The 21722-nt window shown below is 67.9% G+C and carries 13 protein-coding genes; 8 read left to right on the top strand and 5 right to left on the bottom strand.

The genetic code is table 11. From position 1 onward, the window contains the following. Positions 1 to 9 precede the first annotated feature (9 nt). A complete protein-coding gene (locus ASG69_RS21220; protein ID WP_056444142.1) occupies positions 10 to 588 on the top strand; it encodes a hypothetical protein in 579 nt (192 codons plus the stop codon). A 3-nt stretch (positions 589 to 591) separates the two neighbouring features. On the opposite strand, the gene ASG69_RS21215 is transcribed toward ASG69_RS21220, so the two are convergent. From ASG69_RS21215 to ASG69_RS21200, 4 genes are all read right to left on the bottom strand, one after another. After that, positions 592 to 984: a histone-like nucleoid-structuring protein Lsr2 gene (locus ASG69_RS21215; RefSeq protein ID WP_056444139.1), complete on the bottom strand. Its 393-nt coding sequence runs from the start codon at positions 982 to 984 to the stop codon at positions 592 to 594. 60 nt (positions 985 to 1044) lie between these two features. Beyond that, on the bottom strand, positions 1045 to 2052 hold the full coding sequence (locus ASG69_RS21210; RefSeq protein WP_156380627.1) for a hypothetical protein: 1008 nt from the start codon (positions 2050 to 2052) through the stop codon (positions 1045 to 1047). 195 nt (positions 2053 to 2247) lie between these two features. Continuing rightward, positions 2248 to 3030, bottom strand: a complete 783-nt coding sequence (locus tag ASG69_RS21205; RefSeq protein ID WP_056444133.1) for a hypothetical protein — start codon at positions 3028 to 3030, stop codon at positions 2248 to 2250. Then, entirely contained in the window at positions 3027 to 4301 is a 1275-nt protein-coding gene (locus tag ASG69_RS21200) for a hypothetical protein (protein WP_156380626.1), read from the bottom strand. The genes ASG69_RS21205 and ASG69_RS21200 overlap by 4 nt, the downstream gene beginning before the upstream one ends. A 171-nt stretch (positions 4302 to 4472) precedes the next feature. Between ASG69_RS21200 and ASG69_RS22685 the strand changes: the two genes are divergently transcribed. The 7 genes from ASG69_RS22685 (at position 4473) to ASG69_RS22680 (ending at position 15469) form a co-directional block, all read left to right on the top strand. Next, the gene (locus ASG69_RS22685) at positions 4473 to 4613 is read left to right on the top strand and encodes a hypothetical protein (protein WP_156380625.1); all 141 of its coding nucleotides are present in this window, start codon (positions 4473 to 4475) and stop codon (positions 4611 to 4613) included. 403 nt (positions 4614 to 5016) lie between these two features. Further along, positions 5017 to 5664, top strand: coding sequence for a hypothetical protein (locus ASG69_RS21190; RefSeq protein WP_056444126.1), 648 nt, complete (start codon positions 5017 to 5019; stop codon positions 5662 to 5664). After that, complete coding sequence (locus tag ASG69_RS21185; protein WP_056444123.1) at positions 5664 to 7568, top strand: type IV secretory system conjugative DNA transfer family protein; 1905 nt, start codon at positions 5664 to 5666, stop codon at positions 7566 to 7568. The genes ASG69_RS21190 and ASG69_RS21185 overlap by 1 nt, the downstream gene beginning before the upstream one ends. Beyond that, positions 7565 to 7978, top strand: a complete 414-nt coding sequence (locus ASG69_RS21180; protein ID WP_056444120.1) for a DUF4913 domain-containing protein — start codon at positions 7565 to 7567, stop codon at positions 7976 to 7978. The genes ASG69_RS21185 and ASG69_RS21180 overlap by 4 nt, the downstream gene beginning before the upstream one ends. 233 nt (positions 7979 to 8211) lie before the next feature. Then, positions 8212 to 8826 carry a hypothetical protein gene (locus tag ASG69_RS21175; RefSeq protein WP_056444117.1) on the top strand — a complete coding sequence of 205 codons (615 nt, stop codon included), beginning with the start codon at positions 8212 to 8214 and terminating at the stop codon, positions 8824 to 8826. Between the two features lie 200 nt (positions 8827 to 9026). Further along, a complete protein-coding gene (locus ASG69_RS21170) occupies positions 9027 to 14933 on the top strand; it encodes a helicase-related protein (RefSeq protein WP_156380624.1) in 5907 nt (1968 codons plus the stop codon). Positions 14934 to 15064: 131 nt separating this feature from the next. Then, positions 15065 to 15469: a hypothetical protein gene (locus tag ASG69_RS22680; RefSeq protein ID WP_156380623.1), complete on the top strand. Its 405-nt coding sequence runs from the start codon at positions 15065 to 15067 to the stop codon at positions 15467 to 15469. A gap of 55 nt (positions 15470 to 15524) precedes the next feature. On the opposite strand, the gene mobF is transcribed toward ASG69_RS22680, so the two are convergent. Next, complete coding sequence (gene mobF, locus ASG69_RS21165) at positions 15525 to 21662, bottom strand: MobF family relaxase (RefSeq protein WP_056444114.1); 6138 nt, start codon at positions 21660 to 21662, stop codon at positions 15525 to 15527. Positions 21663 to 21722 lie beyond the last annotated feature (60 nt).

The raw sequence follows: 21722 nt of genomic DNA, 5'->3' as shown, positions 1-21722 counted from the left end.
GGAGCACCCGTGTTCGACACCCACCACCGCCGAGGCCCCACCATCGCCCTCGTGCTCGCCGCACTGGCCGTCGTCCTGATCGTCGCAGTCGGCACCGCGGTCGCGCTGTGGGTCACCGGCGACAGTGACGACACCCCCGCCGCCGGGGGAACCGACGCCGGGTTCGCCATCGACCCCATCGGAACCGACCCGGTCGACGTCGCCACCGTCGTCTTGTCCGGTGTGTTCACCTGGCAACCGGCAGTTCAGGACTCGACGTGGGACGCCCTGCACACCCAGGCCGGTCACCTCACCGGCCCGATGGCCACCGCCGCCGCACAGGCGCCGTCACCGGCCCCGAAACCCATCTCGGAGTGGGCGGCGTGGGCGCGCAGCAGCGACACCCTCACCGCCGTCGTACGACCCGACGGGGACACCGCTGTCGACGGCGACACTGCCACCGTGCCGGTGACCATCGCGCAGACCGTGCAGCACCAGTCCGGGCAGGCCACCCCGTACATCACCTACACCGCCACGGTGACGCTGAACGACGACGCCGAGGGGGAGTGGAAGGTCAGCGACTACCGGATCACCAGCAGCAGCCTGTGAGGGCTAGTTGTAATGGCCAGGGACGTTGTGGGCGGCGTCGAACGCCTCCACCACCGCCGCGGGGATCCGGCCGCGGTCACTGACCTCGTAGCCGTTCGCGTTCGCCCACTCCCGGATCGCCCGCGTCTGCTCCGGATCACGCTTGGCGGACTTTCCGGCGGCCGCTGCGGCGTCGATGACGGCGGTCGAATGTGCTCTCCGCTTGCGGCCGCCGACCCGCCCGGCGTGATCGATGTAGTAATCGAGCTTACGGTGAAACTCCTTCGCGTTCTTGTCTTTCAGGTCGATCCGGTAGTCGACCCCGTTGACGGAGAAGTCGATCGTCTCCCCGGCCCCGTCGGCGATGCCGCTTCCGTCGATGTCGTCGGTCAGTTCCACGATCTCGCGTTTCGCCACGACCAGGAGCCTAGTGCGCGCCCTTCACGGCTTCGGACACGCGTAGTTGGCGCCAGGACGTCAGTAGTCGTCATCGCCGTAGCGCATGGCCTCCCATTCGGCGGGGTCGAAATCGTCGCCTAGTTCGTGGTCCTCGATCTGGCGTGATGCAGTCGGTATCCCCGCCACCTCTAGTTCTGCGCCCCGCAGCTCCAGCTTGCAGACGTTGCACAGGAACGATCGTGCGTGAAAGAAGGTGGTGAAGAACGGCGCCGGCATCGATTCGCCTTCTGACACATCGAAGTCCATGGTGACGTCGACCTCGATCGAACCGATCAACCGGCCGCGATACCCGCAGGAAGGGCAGTCGTACTCGGTGGGTAGTTGGTCGGAATCGAGAAGCATCGCCAGCCGTGGCGGGTCCACGGCTTCCAGCTCCTGCGCGCTCGATCGCCAGAGCTCGTCGTCGTCGAAGTGCTCGCGCAAACTGTCGATTCGCGTTTTCGCGTTCGCGAAGAGTCGATCGACCTGTTGCTGCGTTTCCGTTCGTTGCTTGTCCAGGAGTCCGGCGACCATCGACTTGTGTTGACCGTAGAACTGACTGGTGTCGTGGTCGAGATGGTCGAGGAAAAAGTTCGACAGGAGCAGTGAATCGGAAAGGACGCGCCGCACGAACCTCTCTTCGGTCTCGCCGTCGGATCTCGGAATCATGCCCACGTGCGTGGAGCTGTTGCGGCAGTCGATCAGTTGCTGCTGGCGCTCGCTGGTGATCGGGAGCGGTCCGTGCATGAGAGCCACCCGATCCAGTGCCGAGCGGAGAGTGACCGTACGAAGGCCGGGAATGGCCAGGTGTGGGGCGGTCGCGAGGGCGATGAGCGCCTTGTCCTGTCTCGATTCGAGAGAGACGATCAACGTGGGGTTTTGTTGCCACAGTGTTGCTTTCGCCAGGAATTCGCACGCCGTCGGTGCCGCTGCCGCGGCCCTCTGGTATCGACCGTTCGACCAGGCATCCAACGCTTCCGACATGCGATCGCCACCAGCGCGACGGAGGGCCTTGACCCCGGGTTCTACCTCCGCTTTCGTCAGCATCGACCCAGGCTAGCCGCCTGCGTTGTCGGATGAATGCGTGTGTGACTCGCCCGCGCCGTCACATCGAGAAGAGGTGATCGCGCCGGAATACGTTCGTAGCGCCGCCGCGGAGCACATATCGATTATGATAATCACTGCCGATAATTTAGATTATGATATAAGTCCAGTTCAAGGTCCCTTCTGTTGGTCGGTTCGCTATTCCGCCGTCGACGCGTGCGCGTCGTATTCCCAGTCCATTTCCCCCGCGCTCACGGAGCCGTCCGGGTACAGGACAGTAGTACGAATCATCCCGCCCACCTCTTCCTTCAGCCTGAAGTCGCGGACCCCCTCCTTGAAGCGTTTCCTCAGATCTCGGATGACGGTGCCGCCTGACTCGATCGGGCGACTGGCATCGTCCTTGATTCGAGGGAGATTGCTTTCATTGAGTTGTAGGTGAAACTGCTGGGCCGAGAGATACACGCTGTTGGGCAGCATCGGGAGGAACTGGATTTTGTCGGGCCGCGTCCACCACCGTCGGTATCGCATCGCCACTGGTCCGTCCACGCTGTGCTCGAAACCTGCAAGTTCGAGAGTGATGCCGTGCCCCGCGTCGCAATCGACTTCGCTGTCATCGGGCTCGCCTTCGTTGACCTCTCTGCAGGATCGGCAGTCCGAGAGCATCCTGTTCTTGATAGTTGGCCATATGGCTTCACCGACGTCTCGCACGGATCGGAGCCCCTGGGCGGAGGCGGCATCGAGCGCGCCGGCCACGACGTCGATCGCGGGCTCCGGATCGTTGGCCGCATCGTCGCCGGGGGTGAAGTACGCACGCCCGGCCACCGTGACGATCGCCGACACCGCCCCGGACGCGGTATGACTGTGGTGGACAATCGACTTGATCGCCGTCGACGAGGTCTGAGAACCGGTGTCATCGGAAGTCCTGCTGTCCGCCATGCACACGATGGCATCTCCAACACTTACAAGCGCGATAAGGGTCATGCGGGTGAGTGTCCCTCGGATGTCGTGGTCTGGGGTTGCGAATCGGGTGGGGTCTCGGCTGCATCCGCGACTGCCTGCAGTGCCGTAGTTCGCTTACTAAGCGCAGTATCGACGACGTCGAAGGCGTCCTTGTCGAACAGAGTCTCGCGTGGGGTGCTCGGTTCGGGTGGGTAGATGAGCCTCAAGGCGACGCGTTCGTCGGTTTCAGAATGGAGGACGATTTTCCTACCGACCATCGAGATGTGAGTGTAGGGCTTCGGGTTTGCTCGATTCGGCATCGGGTCGAGCACCCTGATCAGTCCGAAGTCATGCAGGTTGTGCACGGTTTCGTATGCCTCGTCGCTCAGGCCGTAGGTCTTCCAGCGGACCGACTCTTTCAGATCCACTCCCATATCCATGATTCCTCGTTCTCGCCTCAGGTTTCGATAGAGCGCGGTCCGGTCGATGATCGCCAGCAGTGTCGCTGTCTCGGCCGGGGTCAGAACCAGATGCCATCCGCGTGAGAAGAACGTCCACGGCACACGGATGGCCTCCTTGTTCGGGGCGGTCCCACCCGGGACGCGGTACTGGTCCTCGGCACCGGACTCGGTGAGCACCCGAAAGTGTTCGTATCTGCCGGCGCGACCCGCTGGGCCGGAGAGGGCAATGAGCCGGTGCTGCTCGAGAGTGTCGAGGGCGGTTGTCAGCGCCTTCCGCTGGCGGCGTTTACGCGACCCCGGGGTGAGCGCACCGCTGTTCGGGAGGTACATACCCGCGAGTTCGACCCAGGAGTGGCTGCCCCATCGCTGTGTGTTCGGGATGTCGTTCTCGAATGGTTCTCCTGGTACTGCGCGCAGATGTGCGATGTACAGAGCGCTGAGATAGGTCGGCAGGGCGCGTGAGCCCGACGATGCGAGGAGTTTGGTCATCGGGGGCCGAGTGGAGATGTCGTTGCTGCGATCCCAGGGCGCCCTCGTCTGTGGCCTGCCCGGGGGGATGCGTTTTGCGTTCCGGATCCTGTCGTCACGGGGCGTCGCGAGTTGGATGAACGGGACGCGGATGCGAATCTCCGGCGCCTCACCGCGATCGAGGTCGTCGTACTGCTGCAGAGCCCGGTCGATGCCCGGTCGTCGAGTCGCAAGTTGGCGCCGCCGTTGCTCGACCGCGGGAATAGCGCGTTCAGCCGCTTCCGCCTGCTGGTTTCGGACTCGATCATCACGTTCTTTGTCGGCGCGCAGAGCGTCCAGATCAGCGGGCTGCGCTTTGACCATCGGCTCAGTTCGAGATCCCATGAGAAAAGGGTACTTGCTGGCGGGTACCTGATGAGCGGGGCGTAACCCCGGATTCACACGGTTATGCCCCGCTCATCAGGGGTCGAGTCCCCGTTGATTCCGGCCCGGATTCGGGAGGCGGCGATTGCCGGTTCCGATCAATCTGTCCCCATGTTGAAACAACGAGCGGTCATGACCGCCATCACCGACACTGCCGTCAATCACGGGTGGCCCGCCACGTTCCGCCTGGCCCTGCTGATCGGAGCGGTACAGGTCAATCGCGCCGCAGCAGTCCTCGGTGGAGTGCTGCTGTGGGCGCACATGGGTCAGTGACCGGCACGTCGGACTGTATCGACGTGCTGATCCCGGCCCGACATGATCGGGGATTTCACGAGAATTTACGCACCGGCCACGGGTGCAGCCCGCGATCACTGCTCATCGGTGTCTGCGACGACTGCTTTCTGCATCCGCGTGGAGACGACCGTGTCGGAGTCTCGATCTTTCACTCGTCGTATGACAGAGAAAACTCGAGGACGCTGCAAGGAGCCTTAGCGAAGCTTGCGACGCGGCGGCAACACTTCACGGCAGCAGGTCGGGTGCCCTATGCTGATCCTTGTTCGACCGTCGATGAGGGTCACGGTCGAGCGTCCATCCAGCACGGCCGTGGTCTCTGCGCGTACGCATCGCGCGGGACGACCGGGTCGTGAGCTGGCCGACGCTCCCAGTGAGGCCCCTCATGTCGAACATTCGCAGTAGCAACTCGGACCACAATCGGATCGCCCGCGAGGCGTACGTCCGTGCCCGCGCCGCCGCTGTCGAGGCCGTGACCCGCCGCAGTCTCGACGAACGCACCACCCGCATCGAACGCTCGCAGCGGCGCGAATGGACCGGTGCGTCCGCGCTCGCCCCCGCAGCCACCGACGCTTCGATCGGCAGGCTCGCCGCGTGCGCCGGCGCTGCAGCGGTTGTCGCCGCGACCGCCCGCGCCGAGATGGACACCGCGCCGTCGGAGGACGCGCTGATGGCGTCGATGCGCGCCGACGCGTACGGATCGGCCTGGCACGAGCGCCTGGCTGACTCCGGTGTCGACGTCGACGGCTTGCGCGCGGACTTCGACTCCGGCACCGACTCGACTACTCCTGAGCCTGCGGGCAGTGACGCACTTGAGATGCTGCTCGCCGCGGAGTTCGAGACCGTCGCCGAGGACGCACTCGACGCTGTCGTCGAACCGTCGTGGGAGCCGGTGACCCGCACCGAGCTGGCGGCTCCGCCGACCGGTGTCGCCGCGACAGGTCAGTACCTCGACAACAGTGACGACGGCGCCGAGATCATGGAGCGCAGCCGCACCTGGTCTACGAACCTGGACGACGGGGTGGACCTGTGATGGCCAAGAACGCCGCCACCGCCCGCGGCGCGGGCACACAGTCGTCGATGCTCCCGCTGGTCGGAATCGTGGCACTGATCGCACTGCTGCTGGTGTCCTACGGGGCACTGTGGGCCGGTCACGCCGCCGCTGGCACCGCGGCACTGGTGCCGGGCAACCCGGTCCAGGCGCTGATCGAGGTCGCGGCCGGCTCCCTGACGTGGCCGACTCTGTCCACCGTCGTCCTAATCCTCGCCGCGATGCTTGCCGTTGCAGCGTTGACGGGTGTCGCGGTCCTGCGCCGCGGACGCGGGACGACAGCGGTCGACGCCAAGGCCAAGCTGATGGCGTCGCCGTCGGAGCTGACGGGAGTCACCGGCAATCAGGCCCGTATCCGCGCCCGCCAGCTCCGCCCCGACCTCGCGTCGGTGAAGACCCTGTCCGACAGGGACACCGGGGCGGTGGTGGGGCGCACCGTACGCGGCCGGGAGAAGCTGTTCATGTCCTGGGAGGACATGCTGTTCGCCCTCGCCGGGCCTCGTATGGGCAAGACGGCAGCGTTGGCGATCGACGCGCTCTGCGGGGCACCGGGGGCGGCGCTGTTCACCTCGAACAAGCGTGACGGCCACGACCACACCCGCGGGGTCCGGGAGGAACTGGGCCGGGTGTGGCGCTATGACCTGCAGGCGATCGCCGAGGGGCCGGCCACCGGCGACGACGGGTTCTGGTGGAATCCGCTGCGCTCGGTCGATTCGATCGTCAAGGCCCGCAAGCTCGCCTCCTACTTCGCCGCCGCGTCGCGCGACGACTCCGCCCGTGTCGACGCCTACTTCGACGGCGGAGCGCAGGAGCTGCTCGCGCAGATGATGTTCGCCGCCGCCTCGGGCGGCGGCGACCTGCTGCACGTCTACGGGTGGCTCTCCGGCGAGGAGAACGAACTCCCCCAACGACTTTTGGAGCGGCACGGGCATCAGATCGTGGCGATGCGCCTGGAATCGGTCCGCGGGCTGAACCCGCGTCAGCGTGACGGCCTATACGACATGGCCCGGCGCTTCATCGGACTGCTGGAAGAGCAGTCGTACGCGATGAGCGTGCTCCCACCGAGCCGCGTCGACCTCTCCCACGAGGGCTACATCGACACCGCGATCGGCCGCACCGTGCGCTACCCGCACAGCCTCGACGAGTTCGTCGTCGAGGACTTCGTCGCCGGCACCGACACCCTCTACGCACTGTCGAAGGAGGGCCCCGACTCGTCTTCCGCGCTGACCACCGCGCTGATCGGGTCGGTCATCGACGCCGCCCAACGCACCGCGCGGCTGAGCCCGTTCGGGCGGTTGCGGGTGCCGATGCTCGCCGTCCTCGACGAGGCCGCGAACGTGTGCCGTCTCCCGGAGCTGCCCGCCTGGTACTCGCACCTCGGATCGCAGGGCATCTGCGTGATGACGGTGGTGCAGAACCTCTCCCAGGCGCAGCGGGTGTGGGGACAGGACGGCGTCAAGCAGCTCCTCGATGCCGCCAACTTCCTCTGGTACGGCGGCGGCCTCAAGGACAAGAACACTCTCTCCGAGCTGTCCGCGCTGGTCGGTGACCACGACGTCGAACGGTGGTCGAATTCGCGTAACGGAGGCATGTTCGCCTCCGGATCGACCTCCCGGTCGCAGTCCTGGTCGAAGGAACCGATCCTCACGGTCGACGACCTCGCCGCGATCCCCAAGACGCGTGCACTGGTGCAGATCTCGGGCAACCGTCCGGTGCTGGTGGAGAAGGTCTACTGGTCCGACGGACCCAACGCCGACGGCATCCGGGCATCGCTGGCCACGTACGGCGTCACCGACAGCGAACCGGACGACGTGGACGACGAGTCCGACGACGTTGCCGCGACTGCGGGCACCGAGAAGACCGACGGCGTGGAGGCGTTCCTGTGAGCGTCGACGACGCCGCCGCCGAGGCCGCACCCACCGAGGAAGCGCCGGAACGCAAGTACGCGTCCATGTTCGAGTGGTTCGACCGCTGGTACTCCCCCACCATCGCCCGCCGCCTGTCCGGGACGGCCGGCAAGAGTGGCCGCGTCTTCTGCCCGCAGTGGTGGCGGCACGACGAGGTCGTCCGGCGGCTGCGCGATCTGTGGCTGGCGTGGGAAGGGGCGGAGGCGAGCGACAACCCGGGTGCGCCGTCCGCGTGGTGGGTGCACGACGCCGACCCGCACCTGCGGGTGCTGCTCGATCCAGAGAACGGGCCGATGTACCAGTGCGGCAAGGACAAACACACCGACACCCGGCCGCTGCGGGCGAGCTTGCTCCCGCCGCCGCCGGGGTGGTTCGACGGTCTCGACTGACCGTTCCCGATACCTGACACAAGCACCACATGGGCCCTGGTGGGTCCGGCTAGACCCACCAGGGCTGTAGCGGCCGGAGATCGCGCTCCGGCCGACGACGACGATAACGGCCCCCACCGTGCGCGGTGGCCGCGGCCGGTGACGTACCGCCGACTAGGAGCGCGATCTCGTGGCCAAGAACTCAGATGACAACCAGCTCGATTTGTTCGCCGACGGAGAGGACAGTGACACCCATGATCGACCCGACAACGCAGGACGTGATGAAGCTCTACCTGGAGCACGTGGGATTGCCGACGGAGCTGAGCCCGGAGGATCAGCAGGAGTTCCTCGAGAGGGAGAGCGAGCGGATCGCGGAGCGGATCGACAACATGAAGGTCCACATGCAGGACCAGGTGTTGACCCGGTACGTGCGGGAGAACGGGCACCCGGCTCCACACTCGGAGCAGGTGGGTCTGATCAATCAGGCGTGGGCGCAGGCGACGGACTTCGTGATCGACGAGGAGATCTACGGGAAGCTCCCGGAGGACATGGAGGCGTACCCGCCGGATCAGGAGAGCGCGGAAGCGGAAGCGGAGCGGGACCGAGCGCGGATCCAGGTGCACAGGAGCAACCCGGAACGGTGGCGCCAGCCGGTGAACTGCGAGGACCCGGCGACCTCGACTCGGCAGTTGCAGGACCTGCTGTGGGAGGAGAAGCCGTCGAGGTTCCGCTATTACGCAGTGCACCTTCTGCAGGCGAGGATCGAGGACGACCAGCCGTACCCGACGTCCCGAGAACACCCGCTGTATCCATCGTTCACGAGCCTGCTCGACGAGAGGGTGGCCGAGTACGCGGCAAGCGGAAAGTAACCCGCCGCAGCGAGAACGACGCCCAACTGGACCTGTTCGCGTTCGACGCCGACGGGGCCGCACCGATCGACCCCACCGGGGCCGACATCGGTGCCTCACCCCTGCCCGCTCCACGCGACCCCGCCGAGCTCGTCGCCGAAGCAACGGCCACGACCGCCGCACCGGCCCCCTCCGTGGTCCCCACAGCGGCCCCAACCCCGATGCCGACGCCTGCCGCCGCTCCGACACCGGCGGAGCTGGTGCGCGATGCCTACGGGCGACTCGCGCGGGAGGACGAGGCGTCGGTGCGGCTGGTGCGCATCCGCGCCGACCTCGCCGGCACCCTGACCGACGACCAGATCACCGAGTCGCTGCTGGGGATGCGCCGCGACAGCGACATCTCCCTGATCCCGGAGGAGAACCAGAAAACCCTCGAACGCGAGGATCACGCAGCCGCGGTGAGCTTCGGCAACCAGAACCGGCACCTGTTGTCCATCGACGGCCGCCGCGCCGATCAACTCATCGGCGCGGCCCCGCAGGTGACGCAACCCGCCGACTCGGTCACGGTCGAGCCGGCCACCGCCGATCCCGTCGAGGCAACGTGGACGGTCGATCCCGTCGACTTCCGCCCGAGCACACAGGTGCTGGTGCCGTCCGGCACCAAAGCACGGGTGACGGCGAACATCGACGCTCTGCGCACGCTGGCTGCGATCACCGCGCAGGACCGCTACGCCACCGAGGCCGAGCAAGCGGTGCTGGCCCGCTGGTCGAGCTGGGGCGCGACCCCGCAGGTGTTCGATCCTCGCCGCCCCGACTGGGCGGCCGAACGCGAGCAGATCCGCGACCTGCTCGACGACACGGCGTGGGGGCAGGCGCAGCGCACCATCCTCAACGCCCACTACACCGACCCGGCGATCGCGGCCGCGATGTGGAACGCAACGATCCGGGCCGGGTTCTCCGGCGGCCGGGTGCTCGAACCGGGTTGCGGTGCCGGCACGTTCATCGCCCACGCTCCGGCGTCGGCGCAGATGGTCGGTGTGGAGCTCGACGCCACCACCGCCTCGATCGCGGCGGCACTGTCCCCGTCGGCGCAGATCCGCGCCGAAGGGTTCGAGAAGACGAGCGTCCCGCAGGGCTCGTTCACGGCTGCGATCGGCAACGTGCCGTTCGGTGACTACCGGCTCTACGACCCGGTGCACAACCAGGCCAAGCACTCGATCCACAACCATTTCATCGTCAAGTCGCTGGCGCTGACCGCCCCCGGCGGGTACGTCACCGTCCTGACCTCCCGCTACACCCTCGACGCGCAGAACCAGCGGGCGCGGCGCGACATCGCCGCCTTGGGCGACCTGGTCGGCGCGGTCCGGCTGCCGTCCAACGCATTCCGACGGGTCGCCGGGACGGAGGTCGTCACCGACATTCTCGTGCTGCGTCGCCGCGAGGACGGCAAGAAGCCCGCTCCGATGACCGAGCGATTCCTCGGCCTTGAGAACGCCACCGCCCTCGACGACACCGGCGAGGACAAAGGCGTACCGATCAACGCCGTCTACACCGATCACCCCGAATGGGTGCTCGGTGAGCTGCGGGTCGGGCATGGCATGTACGGGGAGGACACCCTGTCCGTCGCCGCCCGCGCCGGGGCCGACCTGCCGACGCTGGTCGAGGACTCCCTCGCCGCGATCGTCGACACCGCGAAGGAAGCGGGTCTCGGTCACACCGCCTCCTGGCGGGACACCCTCGGTCCCACCCGCGAGGACTTCGAGCGTGGCCTCCTCGCGGTCGGCCGCGCGAAAGAGGACGAGCTGGCGGTCGGAACGCTGCGGCACGACGAGCAGGCCGGCACCATCGAACGCTGGGACTCGCTGACCTGGGAGACGGTGAACACCCGCGGCGCCAAGCAGGTCGCCGAATGGGGCGAGCTGCTCTCGCTGCGGGACACGACGCACGCGCTCATCACCGCTCAGCGCGACGGCAACACCAGCATCAATGAACGCCAGGCGCTGCGGGAGATCCTGGGTGAGCAGTACGACGCCTACGTCGCCCGCTACGGCCCGATCAACCGCTACACCATGACCGTGCCCAAGGACCTCACCGAAGCGCAGCACGACAAGGCTCTCGACAAGCTCATCGAGACCTGGCGCAAGGACGAAGGCGTCGCCGGCGACCCCTACGCCGGAGAGATTCCCGAGGACGTCTACGACCGACTCTCCGACGACGCATGGATCAACCCCAAGTCCCCGGCGAAGCTCCAGAACCACCTGGGCAGGGCTCTGCGCACCGATCCCACGTTCGCTCAGGTTCTCGCGTTGGAGCACTTCGACGACGAGACCAGGACCGCCCGCAAGGCGGCGATTTTCCACACCGACGTGCTGCATTCGCGCGAGCTGCGCACGCACGCCGACACCGTCGACGAGGCGATGGCCATCAGCCTCGACGAACAGGCCCGCCTGGACGTCGGACGCATCGCCGAACTGCTCGGTACGACCACCGAACAGGCCGAGACCGCGATGGAGGGGCGCGCGTTCCGCACCCTCAGCGACCCGACGCGGTGGGTGTCGGCATCGAGCTACCTCTCGGGCAACGTGCGCCGCAAGCTCGCCGACGCCGAGGAGCTGGCCGCGCTGGACCCGCGCTATCAGGCCAACGCCGACGCACTGACCGCAGTGATCCCGCCGCGCAAGACCGACGTCGACGTCTCACTCGGTGCCCCGTGGGTGCCGATCGAGGTCTACACCCGGTTCGTCCGGGAGACCTTCGAGGTGCCCGACGACGTGAGGGTCACCATCGAACGGGCGTCGGGACGGTGGTCGCTGTCCGTCGGCATCTACGAGGGGATGCGTGCTCAGAACCTCAAGTGGGCGCTGGTACCCAAGAAAGGGCAGTGGTCGACCAGCTTCAACTTCGAGCACCGGCCCGCCGAGGACCGCGGTATCAGCAACGCCGGGATGCGCGCCGGCGACTACGACTGGCCCGAACTGCTGACCGATCTGCTCAACAGCGATCCCATCGAGATCGCCAGCTCCAAGGAGTTCAAGGAGTCCGCCGGCGCACCGGCGGTCCACGACGCGGCGACCCGCGCCGCGCAGTCGAAGGCCCGCCGAGTGTCGCAAGAGTTCGGGCAGTGGGCGCTGCACGCGGACGAGGAACGCCGCGAGCTGCTGCTCGACATCTACAACGACAAGTTCAACTCACTCGTCGCCCCCGTCCACTCAGGTGAGCACATGAGCTTCCCCGGCCTCGGGGAGAAGTACGCGCCGTATCCGTACCAGCGCAACGCCGCCGCCCGGATCGTCTCCGAGCCGACGGTGCTGCTCGATCACGTCGTCGGGGCCGGCAAGACCGGCACGATCCTCATGGGGGCGATGGAGCTCAAGCGCCTCGGGTTGGCCGACAAGCCGTGGATCGTGGTGCCCAACCACATCATCGACCAGGTCGTCCGCGAGGCCGGCCAGTGGTATCCCGGTGCGCGGATCCTCTCCGGGTCCGCGGCGACCGACGCCGACGGGCGAAGATTGCTCGTCGCGCAATCCGCCTCGCAGGACTGGGACATCGTCATCGTGCCCCGCTCGGCGTTCTCCTCGATCGGTGTCGATCCCGGTACGAAGGCCGAGTACATGCGCGCCCAGGTCGAGTCGCTGAGCGCGGAGCTCGTCGACGCCGACAACGACCTCACCATCAAACGACTCGAAGCAATGAAGGCCAAGCTTGAGGAGAAACTGAACACGGCGCTGGAACAGGCCGGGAAGGACCGCGGTCTGACGTTCGAGGCGTCGGGATGCGACTACCTGTTCATCGACGAGGCCCACGAGTTCAAGAACCTCGCCCGCGCCTCCGGGGTGACCGAGCTGGCCAACGAAGGGTCGCACCGGGCCACCGACATGGACCTAAAGCTCAACTACCTGCGGGCGATGCGGCGCGAGGAAGCGATCACCAAGGGCATCCCGCCCGAGGAGTACACCGAGCGCGTGGCCACCTTCGCCACCGGCACCCCGGTCGCGAACTCGCTCGCCGAGCTGTGGGTGATGCAGCACTACCTGCGCCCGGACCTGCTCGACGACGCCGGCGTCGGGCAGATCAACGACTGGGGGTCGACGTTCACCGACACCGTCGAGCGTGTCGAGCTGAACTCGTCCGGATCGCGGCTGCGGGCCGTCACCAGAGTCGGTGAGTTCACCAACGTCGGTGACCTCATCGGCATGACCAGCGTCTACACCGACGCCGTGACACGCGATCAGGTGCCGGCGAACCTGCCGGTCAAAGACGGCGGCCGCAACACCGACGTCACGTTCACCCCGGCTCTCGAGGTGCAGGACTTCATCGCCGACCTCGGGTACCGCGCCGACAACGCCGACGCCAAGAGGCCCGACATCGACAACTCCCTCAAGGTCGCCAACGACGGCCGCAACGCCACCCTCGACCCGCGAGTGGCGCACCTCGACGCCGCTCCCCCGGCCAACTCGCGGGCGCACATCGTCGCCGAGCGAATCCTCGCCGTGCACAATGACACCCGCGAGAACACCTACCTCGACTCCGGCGGGGGACCCCACCCGACACCGGGGGCGTTGCAGATCGTCTTCTGCGACCGCTCCACCCCGAAAGCAGACGGTTCCTGGTCGATCTACGACGGCATCCGCGAGGAGCTGATTGCCGGCGGCATGGACCCCGCCGGCATCGCCTACGTCCACGACTACCCGAAGCCGTCGGAAAAGGCGCGGCTGTTCGAAATGTGCCGCACCGGGCGGGTGTCGGTGGTGTTCGGCTCCACCGAGAAGATGGGCACCGGCACCAACATTCAGGACCGCGCCGTCGCGCTGCACCACGTCGACGTGCCGTGGCGACCGGCCGATCTGGAACAGCGCGAGGGCCGAATCATCCGGCAGGGCAACCAGAACGCCCACGTCAAGGTGTTCAACTACGTCGCGGAGAAGACGTTCGACACCGTCATGTGGCAGACGGTGCACCGCAAGGCGCACTTCATCGAACAGCTCAAGAGGGCCGACCGCACGATGCGCCGGGTGGTCGACCTCGACTCGGACTCCCTCGCGGAGAACTCGGCGATGACCAAAGCCCTCGCCACGGGCGACGATCGGTACATCCGGCAGATCGAGCTGGACTCGCAACTCCAGGAACTCCAGTCCGAGGCCGATTCGCACTTCGCCGAGCAACGCTCCATCGAGCGTGACCGCGATCGGCTGCGCCGGGAGGTCCCGCGGGCACGTGAGCGCATCGCCATGCTGGGAGAAGCGGCGCCGAAACTGCGAGCACGGCGCGAGGCCGAACAGTGGCCCGGCATCACCGTGCGCGGCAGGTTCTACGGCCAGCGGAGCGAGGCGGCCACGGCGATGGTGACGGCGCTGCAAGCCACGCACGCATCGCTCAAGGGTGAAGGGTTGATGAAGTCGGTCATCGTGGCGGAGATGAGCGGGTTCCCCATCGAGGCCCGGCGCCCCGCGCAGGACAACTCGCTGTACCTCTCGTTCTCCGCGCTCGGGTCGTCCATGAAGTCCATCGACGCGGCGGCGCTGTATGCGCGCATCGGGGACAGCGACCGCAGCCAGCACGCGCTCGGCCTGCTCACCCGCGTAGAGAACATGGCCCACACCGTCGACACCGACCTGGCGAAAGCCCAGCGCGATCTCGACCGTGACGCCCACCGCCTCGACGACCTGGAGCTGACGGAACTCTCCGACTTCCCCAAAGCCCGCCAGCTCAAGGACCTGTCGGACGAGGTCTCGCGCATCCGGCGCGAGATCAAGGAGTCCGAGAGCAGCCCCGAAGCGATCGCGCGCAACGAGGCCCGCGCCGAACGCGCCGCAGCGAAGGGACGAGAAGAAGGCTGGTCGCTGATGCTCAACCCCACCCCCGCGCTCGTCGAAGACCTCGGGATGGAGACCGCGGACGACGTCCGCGCCATGATGCGACAAGCTGAACTCGACGCCGAGGTGAGGGCCGGCACGCAATCGAACGCGCCTGGCACCGACGTGGCAGACCCGGACTTCCCGGCCCGCCGACTGTCGGATCCACCGGAGTACCGCGGCCCCGAGACGGGACGGACCGAAGGAGGGTGGCGAGCTCCGCCATCGGACCCGACCGAGCCTGGACGCGATACCGGACCGGAGTTGGAGTAGTGCCGACCTGGGGGCCTGGAACCGGCGTGGGCACGCTGCACCGTCAAGTACACGTGACGGATCAGCGTGCCCGCCACCGGCGACACCTTCTGCAAAGTGCCATCTCGCACCCCTACTGCCATACTCATCCGATGAGCATGGCGGACGATATGAATGCGGAGCGCGCTGAGCAACAGCGCTTCATCGCACGTCTACACGCGGCGGAACAGGCTTCACTGAAAGCCCTGGAGCAACATCTTTCCCGTCTAGTGCCGGACTTCGTCAAGTCAGCTCTTGCACTGAACATCCGACCCGACCAAGGCATTCTACGAAAATGCTGGAACATCGAACTCAGAGTTTATGACGGAACCATGATTAGTGGCGAGTGGCCTAGCAGCTGCGACGCGCTGGTTCGCATTTACACCGACGGTACGTGGATTCACCTCGGCAAGAAGTGGAAACCTGGGACCAGCACTTTCGCCACTGCGGCTGTACCCACCGAGACTCAAGTCCGGGACGCACTGAAAGAATGGCTAAGAGTTAAGCAAATGGGTTGACGCGATCCTCCTGTTTACGACACTCTGCCGTCACCTTCGGACGTCGTCGGGATCATCACAGCCCGTGATCGTTGTCGTATCGGCGTTCGTTGGTGTCGGCCTCGTGCTGCGGACGTCGGCGGTCGCCCTGTGTGGGCCCGTTGCCGCGGCCGGTGGTGGGTGCGTCCGCGAGCAAACGCCCGGCGGAACGCTCCGCGCCCTGTCGAGCCACCTCGGCCGTGGCGGTGCGATTCTCGGCGTCGGTGACTCCTTCGATCGCTGACGCTTCCGCTGCGCGGGTTGTGGCGTTGACGGAACGGAGACGTTGCTCGGCGTCGTGACGCTCCGTCGCGAGCGTCATGGCACGCAGTCGGCGGCGCTGCTCGGTGATGGCCGTGTCGAAGACCGCGGCGGCCGTGAGGTCCGCGGCGCGGCGCTGCGTGTCGGCGGCGCGGGCGGTGATCGCCGGCCACTCGTTGGTCTCGGCCCGCACCCGGCCGGCTGCGTCGGCGGCGGCGCGCTTCGTGTCGCGGACCTGCCGGGCGAGGCGGTCGACCCGTGTCCGTGCGTCCTCGACGGCGGGTTCGAGTGTCTTGCGGTCGCGTCGCTTGGCCCCGGCCAACTGGTCGGACAGCGTGGCGTGTTCGGTGCGCGCTGCATCATGGTCTGCGGTGATGCGGCGCAGCTCGGCGTCGAGTTCGCGGGCGTCGGCGATGGCCGCGGCCTGCTCGGTGAGGTGGGCGTGGAGCTTCTCGGTGTCGTCGACGACGGTGGGCTCGGTGCGTCCTCGACCGGCGCGGTCGACGAACGCAGCGAGGTCGGCGTCCGGAACGAGGCGGATCGGGTCCTGCTGCATCCGCGCCAACAGCTCGGCGTCCGCCGCCGACAGCGCAACCTCCGGCTCGGCCTCTGACATTTCGGCGAGGAGCACTGCCGACTGCACCGTCTCGGGGACCGTGACGTCCTCTCCTGCCACGTCCAGTGGAGGCTCAGCGTCCACGACGGGCACCTGAGTGGGTGCCTCCATCGCTTCACGCCGGGCGGCGGCCTCAGCGCGCCACAGCGCCGACTCGATGCGGCCGGTTTCGGCCTTGAGGTCGGCGAGCACACCGAGGTCGATGTCCTCCGCTGCGCCGCGGGCGGCGATGACGTCGATGTTGGTCACCGCTCCCCCGTCAGCAGCGGTGACGCGCTCGTACTCGGCGGCGGCGACCTCGGCGCGGGCCCGTGCGGTGGCTGCGGCGTCGTCGGCGTATCCGGCGCGCCAGATCTCCCAGTCCAGGGTGCGTTGGGCGAGCAATCGGGCGTCCTCGTCGTCGCCGGCGGCCGCGACGGCTGCGGCGACGTCGCCGCGGACGGCGGTGTCGATGTGGTGCCAGAGCGCTTCGGCCTCGAATGCGGCGTCCGTCCAGTCCTGGCGGGCGTCGAGCATCGTCACCCGCGCCGGCTTCTGCCGGTCGGCTCGTTCCTGCATTTCGATCACCAGCGGTGCGCTGTGCGCCATCGCGGGGCTGGTGCCGTCGGCGATCGCCGCACGCAGCGCCCGGTGCTGGGCGGTGGCCTCGTCGAGGTCGGCTCGCAGCAGCCTGATGCGTTCGTCGCGGGTGACCGTCGGGTACGGCAGGGCGACCCTCGCGTCGTCGAGCATCGCGTCGAACGGGTCCACTACGGCGCGCTCGGGCTCGGGCTCGGCGTCGACGTTGAACTCCGTGTCGAGCGGGGCGGCGTTCGGCTCGGCGACGGGTTCGGTGTCGTACCCGTCGTACTCCTGCGGCGGCGCGTCGTCGTACTCGCTCGGTGCGTCCAGGGCGTCGAGGGAGGCGAGATAGTCGGCGTCCATATCGACGGGGATCGACGGGGACGCGTCGTCGACCGGCCCTGCGGCGTTGACGGGTGCGAGGAGCGTGCCGGGGTCGGCGAACTCGGGCGGCAGGACGTCGCTCGCGGTGTCGCCGATGGTCTCGTCGACGGGAGCGAGGGCTTCCTCGTCCTCGGCGGACAGCGGTTCGACGTCGGGGCCGATGTAGGTGCGGGCGAGGTGGTTCTCGCGCACCAGCATCTCGGCGCGCCAGGTGAGCGCCTGGGCAAGCTCGTGCGCGGGGATGGTCAGTCCGTGATCGACCGGGTCGATGCCGCCGTGCAGGAACTCGTAGGCGGTGCCGAGCAGTTGGCCCGGGGTCCACATGCTCGGGTCGGCGGCGTCGACGGTCGCCACCAGCGCCGGCCAGGACGGGTCGGACATGACGCGCACAGCGGCATTCATGCCGACGAGTTCGGTCAGCACCGGTGCCCACGACGGGTCGAGGTCGGAGCCGGTGCCGTCCGCCTCGAGCGCGGCCACCGACAGCTCGCTCGACAGACGCCACCACAGGGCGGCAGCGGGAAGCTCGTCCGGCAGCGGTGCCTGGCCGAGCGAGTCCCGCACCAGGGCGTGCACGTCGATGCAGGCACGGGCAGCAGCGGACAGGCGGTCGGCGAGGACCGGGAAGTACGGGTCGCGGGCGATGTGATGGTCGAGCTCATCGACGAACGGTCGCCACCGACCGACGGCGTCGTTGCCGGACCCGATGACCTTCGTCGCTCGCCGATCGAGCGTGCGCTGGGCCTTGAGGGACGCAGCGGCGTACTGCGCGGGTCCGGTGGGTCGGCGGTCGGCGGGGTCGACGTCGTGGGCGGCGCGGAACACCGCGAGGTCGGTCAGCAGCGCAGTGTCGGTCTCGGCGCCGAGGAACGCCCGCGCCCACACCGGGGCGGTCGTCGGTGTCCACGTCCGGACGACGGCGGCGAGGGAGGCGCGGTGTGCGGTGACCGACTTCTCGCGGGCGTCGAGGTATGCGCCCCACTCGGGCTTGTCGCGGAGCACCTTCGGCACAGACGGCAGCCACGGCAACGGCCCGACGCCGGCGGAGTGCTGCCCCTTGGGGTCGAGTCGGAAGTCGAGGACAGCGGCCTTGTCGAGTGCGGAACCGAGTTCCTTGGACCGCACTGCGGTGCGCAGCGCCTGCACCGGGTCGCGGCCGCTCGCCCCGATGACGGCGAGGTGCCCGCGCAGCGTCGGCCATGCGGTCTCGTCGGTCAGGCCGGGCACTTCCTCCTCGGCCGCGACGTCGATCGCGGCCATCACCTCGGCGCCGAGGTGCGCCTCCGCGCCGGCGGCGACGGAGTGGTCGTAGGCGCGTGCGGCGGGTGAGAAGTTCAGGTGCGGGTCGTCCGCGGCCGCCAACGTCGAGTGCGCCGACACCTGCGCACCGTCGCGTCGCAGGATCGTGCGGAGGTCGTCGACGGCGGTCGGTGGGAGCAGCCCGCGTTCGGTCATCGCGGTGTGCAGATCACCCTCAGAGACCGTCGCGAGGTACAGGTGGTTCTCCTGACGGCCGCGGGTGAGCGCGACGTAGGCGAGCTGACGCGTCTCGTCTCCGGTGGCGACGACGTGGCAGGTATCCGCGGTCGAGCCCTGCGCGGAGTGCACCGTTCCGGCGTAGCCGAGTTCGGTCGCGCTCTGCACGTAGTCGGCGTCGAGGGTGACGGTGCGACCGAGTTCGAGGTGCCGCACAAGCAGTGAACCGTCGACGAGGATTTCCTCGACGATCCAGCGGTCGCCGTTGCGGACCCAGTCGGTCTGCGAGAGCGGGTTGCGTCGGTCGTTGGATCGGGTGCGGACGGTGTCGCCGATGCTGGCGAACAGGCCGTCGGCGAGGGGTGCTTCCAGGCCGACGGGAGCGTCAAATGCGTCTAGTCGGTCGGTGCGGGCGCGCGTGTTCAGCTCGGCGACGAGTTCGCGGGTCGGAGCGAGCATGATCGCGTCCTTGCCGGCGTTGCGGTCGGCGGTCCACGCGGTGTAAGCGTCGTCGGTGGCGGCGCGGATGGAGCCGACGTGGACGCGACCGTGGTCGATGTAAAAACCGAGCGCGGCGTCGTCGCCCTCACGCAGCGCGAGGGAAGCGGCACCTTCGGCGCTGTCGCGGAACCGCACCACCTGCGACAGCGACAGTGCGCCGACGCGGTCGTGAATGTCACGCAGCACACCGCCGGATGCGACGGACGCGAGCTGCTGATCGTCGCCGATCAAACGGACCGTCGCGCCGCGTTCGGCGAGTGCGGACACCGCCTCGTCCAGGTCGAGGGTGCCGGTCATGCCGGCCTCGTCGACGATGACCAGAGTGTTGTCTCCGATCGCGGAGTACCAGGCGGGCACTGTCACCGGTCGGCCGTCGCGCAGGCGTCGTGTGATGTCGACGAACTTCGCCAACGTGTCCGTCGTCGTCAAGATGTCTTGACGCAGCACGGCGGCGGCCGCGGCGGTCGGCGCGAATCCGACGACACGGCCACCGGCGTTCTGCCACGACCGCGTCAGCGCGTTCATCGCAGTTGTCTTGCCCGTGCCGGCGGGAGCGAGCGCGAGCTGCAACTTCGCACCCGAGGTGGCCATCGCCCGCACCAGTGAACGTTGCCCGGCGTTCAGGTCGCGGCCGTTCGCCGTGGACTCGAGCAACGCCATCTCCACGTGCTCGTCGGCCACGGCGACACCGTCGTCGCGTTGTGCGAGGGCGACGATGCGCGCTTCGGCGTCGAGCACGGCGGCGGTGGTCATCAACTGCGACTCGTGCCGGGTGTGGACGTCGAGTCCGTCGCGTCGGCGCATCGCCTGCGGTGCGATCTCGGCGGCCGGGTCCACATCTGCGGCACCCGATAGGTCGATCGACGTTCCTTCCGCGCACGCGGCGTCGGTGATCGCGTCGACGAGTGCGTCGATGCGTTCGGTCGGCGGGTTGTAGGTGCGCACCTGCCGCACCGCTTCGGCGCGGATGTTGTGCCGCAGGAACCGTGAGCGGGCACGCGAGACCGTGGCCACGACGTCGTCAGCGACCGTGCCGACCCACGGCGCATCGAAGTCCGTAGACGGTGCGCCCGCGGCGCGTCCGGTGATGGAGGAGACCAGCTCGGACAGCGCCTCCTCGGAGCCGAGGATCTGCACCGCTTCGCTGCGCCACCCGCCGCGCTGCTCGGCGTGGCTGACCGGTTCGTGCTTCGCCGCGCGCGTCTCCAGCGTTGCCTGCTGCGCGAGGGAGATCGCTTCGATGGCGGACGGTTCGCGTCCGTGGTCGGCTTGGAAGGTGCGGGCCAGCTCGGCGGTGCGCGTCTTGATCGCCGCGCTGCGTGAGGACCATCGCTCGGCCAGTCGGTCGTCCATACCGTCGATCTCGCGCACGGGGCGCTTCGACCGATCCGCCGACGGGCGCTCGGTGAACCGCACACCGATGCGCTCGCGCAGTTGCGCTTCCAGGACGGTGTTGTAGACCTCGGAGGCGGGGACGTTGTTGCGGTAGAGCGCGGCCCCGTCGAGCGCCAACCACTTCGTCGTCCCGTCGGGCAACGTCGTGGCGACCTTGTTGCTGATCGCGACGTGCGTGTGCAGGTTCGGATCCCCGGCGCGGGAGTCGCGGTGGGTGAACTGCGCGGCGATCAGACCATTGCCGTCGACCTGCGCGACTCCCCCGGTGCCGACGCGGGTGAAGCACGCGTGCTTCTCCAGGTACTGCACGGCGGCCGCGATCGCGTTCTCGTGCGCCGCTTCGATCTGCTGCGAGACCTCCCGCGGTGCGACCGCCCACAGTGCGGACACACTTTTCACCGGAGTGAACGTCAGGTCGAAGCCGGCGACTGCGGTGGTCTTCTGGCGGCCGATCTTCGCCACCCACCCCGACAGTTCCCGCTCGTCAGCCGGCGTCCGCCCGAACTCTTTGGTGAACATTCTCGTGCCGACGTCGGTACGCAGACGCGCACGCTGGGCCGTCTCGATCGGCGCGTTCCACTTCTCGCCGCGCGCGAGGTTGTGCTCGACGAACGCCTCAGCGCACGCCACCCGGTACGCCGTGGCACCGGAGTCGACCTTGAACGCCCGACCCAACCGGGCGGCGCGCGCGGCGTCGGCCTTCGATGCGCCCCGGGCGATCGCGATCTCGAACATCACGTCGGCGTTCGGGTGCAGCCCTTCGCCGAACAGTGCCTTCATCTGCAGCTCGGAGACCTGCTGCCCCTCGGCGACCGAGCCCAACTCGGCCAAGCCCGACCCGGCCCAGCGGCCCGGTGACTCACCCTTCTCGGAGTAGTAATCGGCCAGCGAAGTCGCCCCACGCTCGGTGGAATCAGCAGCCGCGACCTGCCGGGTCAGGTACTCGTACCCGTCGCCGGCGGTCAGCTTGTGCAGATTCATCACAATCAGGAACGTACCCGCGAAAGCAGCTTTTACGGCCTTAGTGCATGAGGTGTGGGG

The organism is Rhodococcus sp. Leaf225, from assembly GCF_001426145.1.
Taxonomy (GTDB): Bacteria; Actinomycetota; Actinomycetes; order Mycobacteriales; family Mycobacteriaceae; genus Rhodococcoides.
The sequence above is the reverse complement of the archived record's forward strand: the minus strand, read 5'-3'. Positions and strand labels throughout refer to the sequence as shown.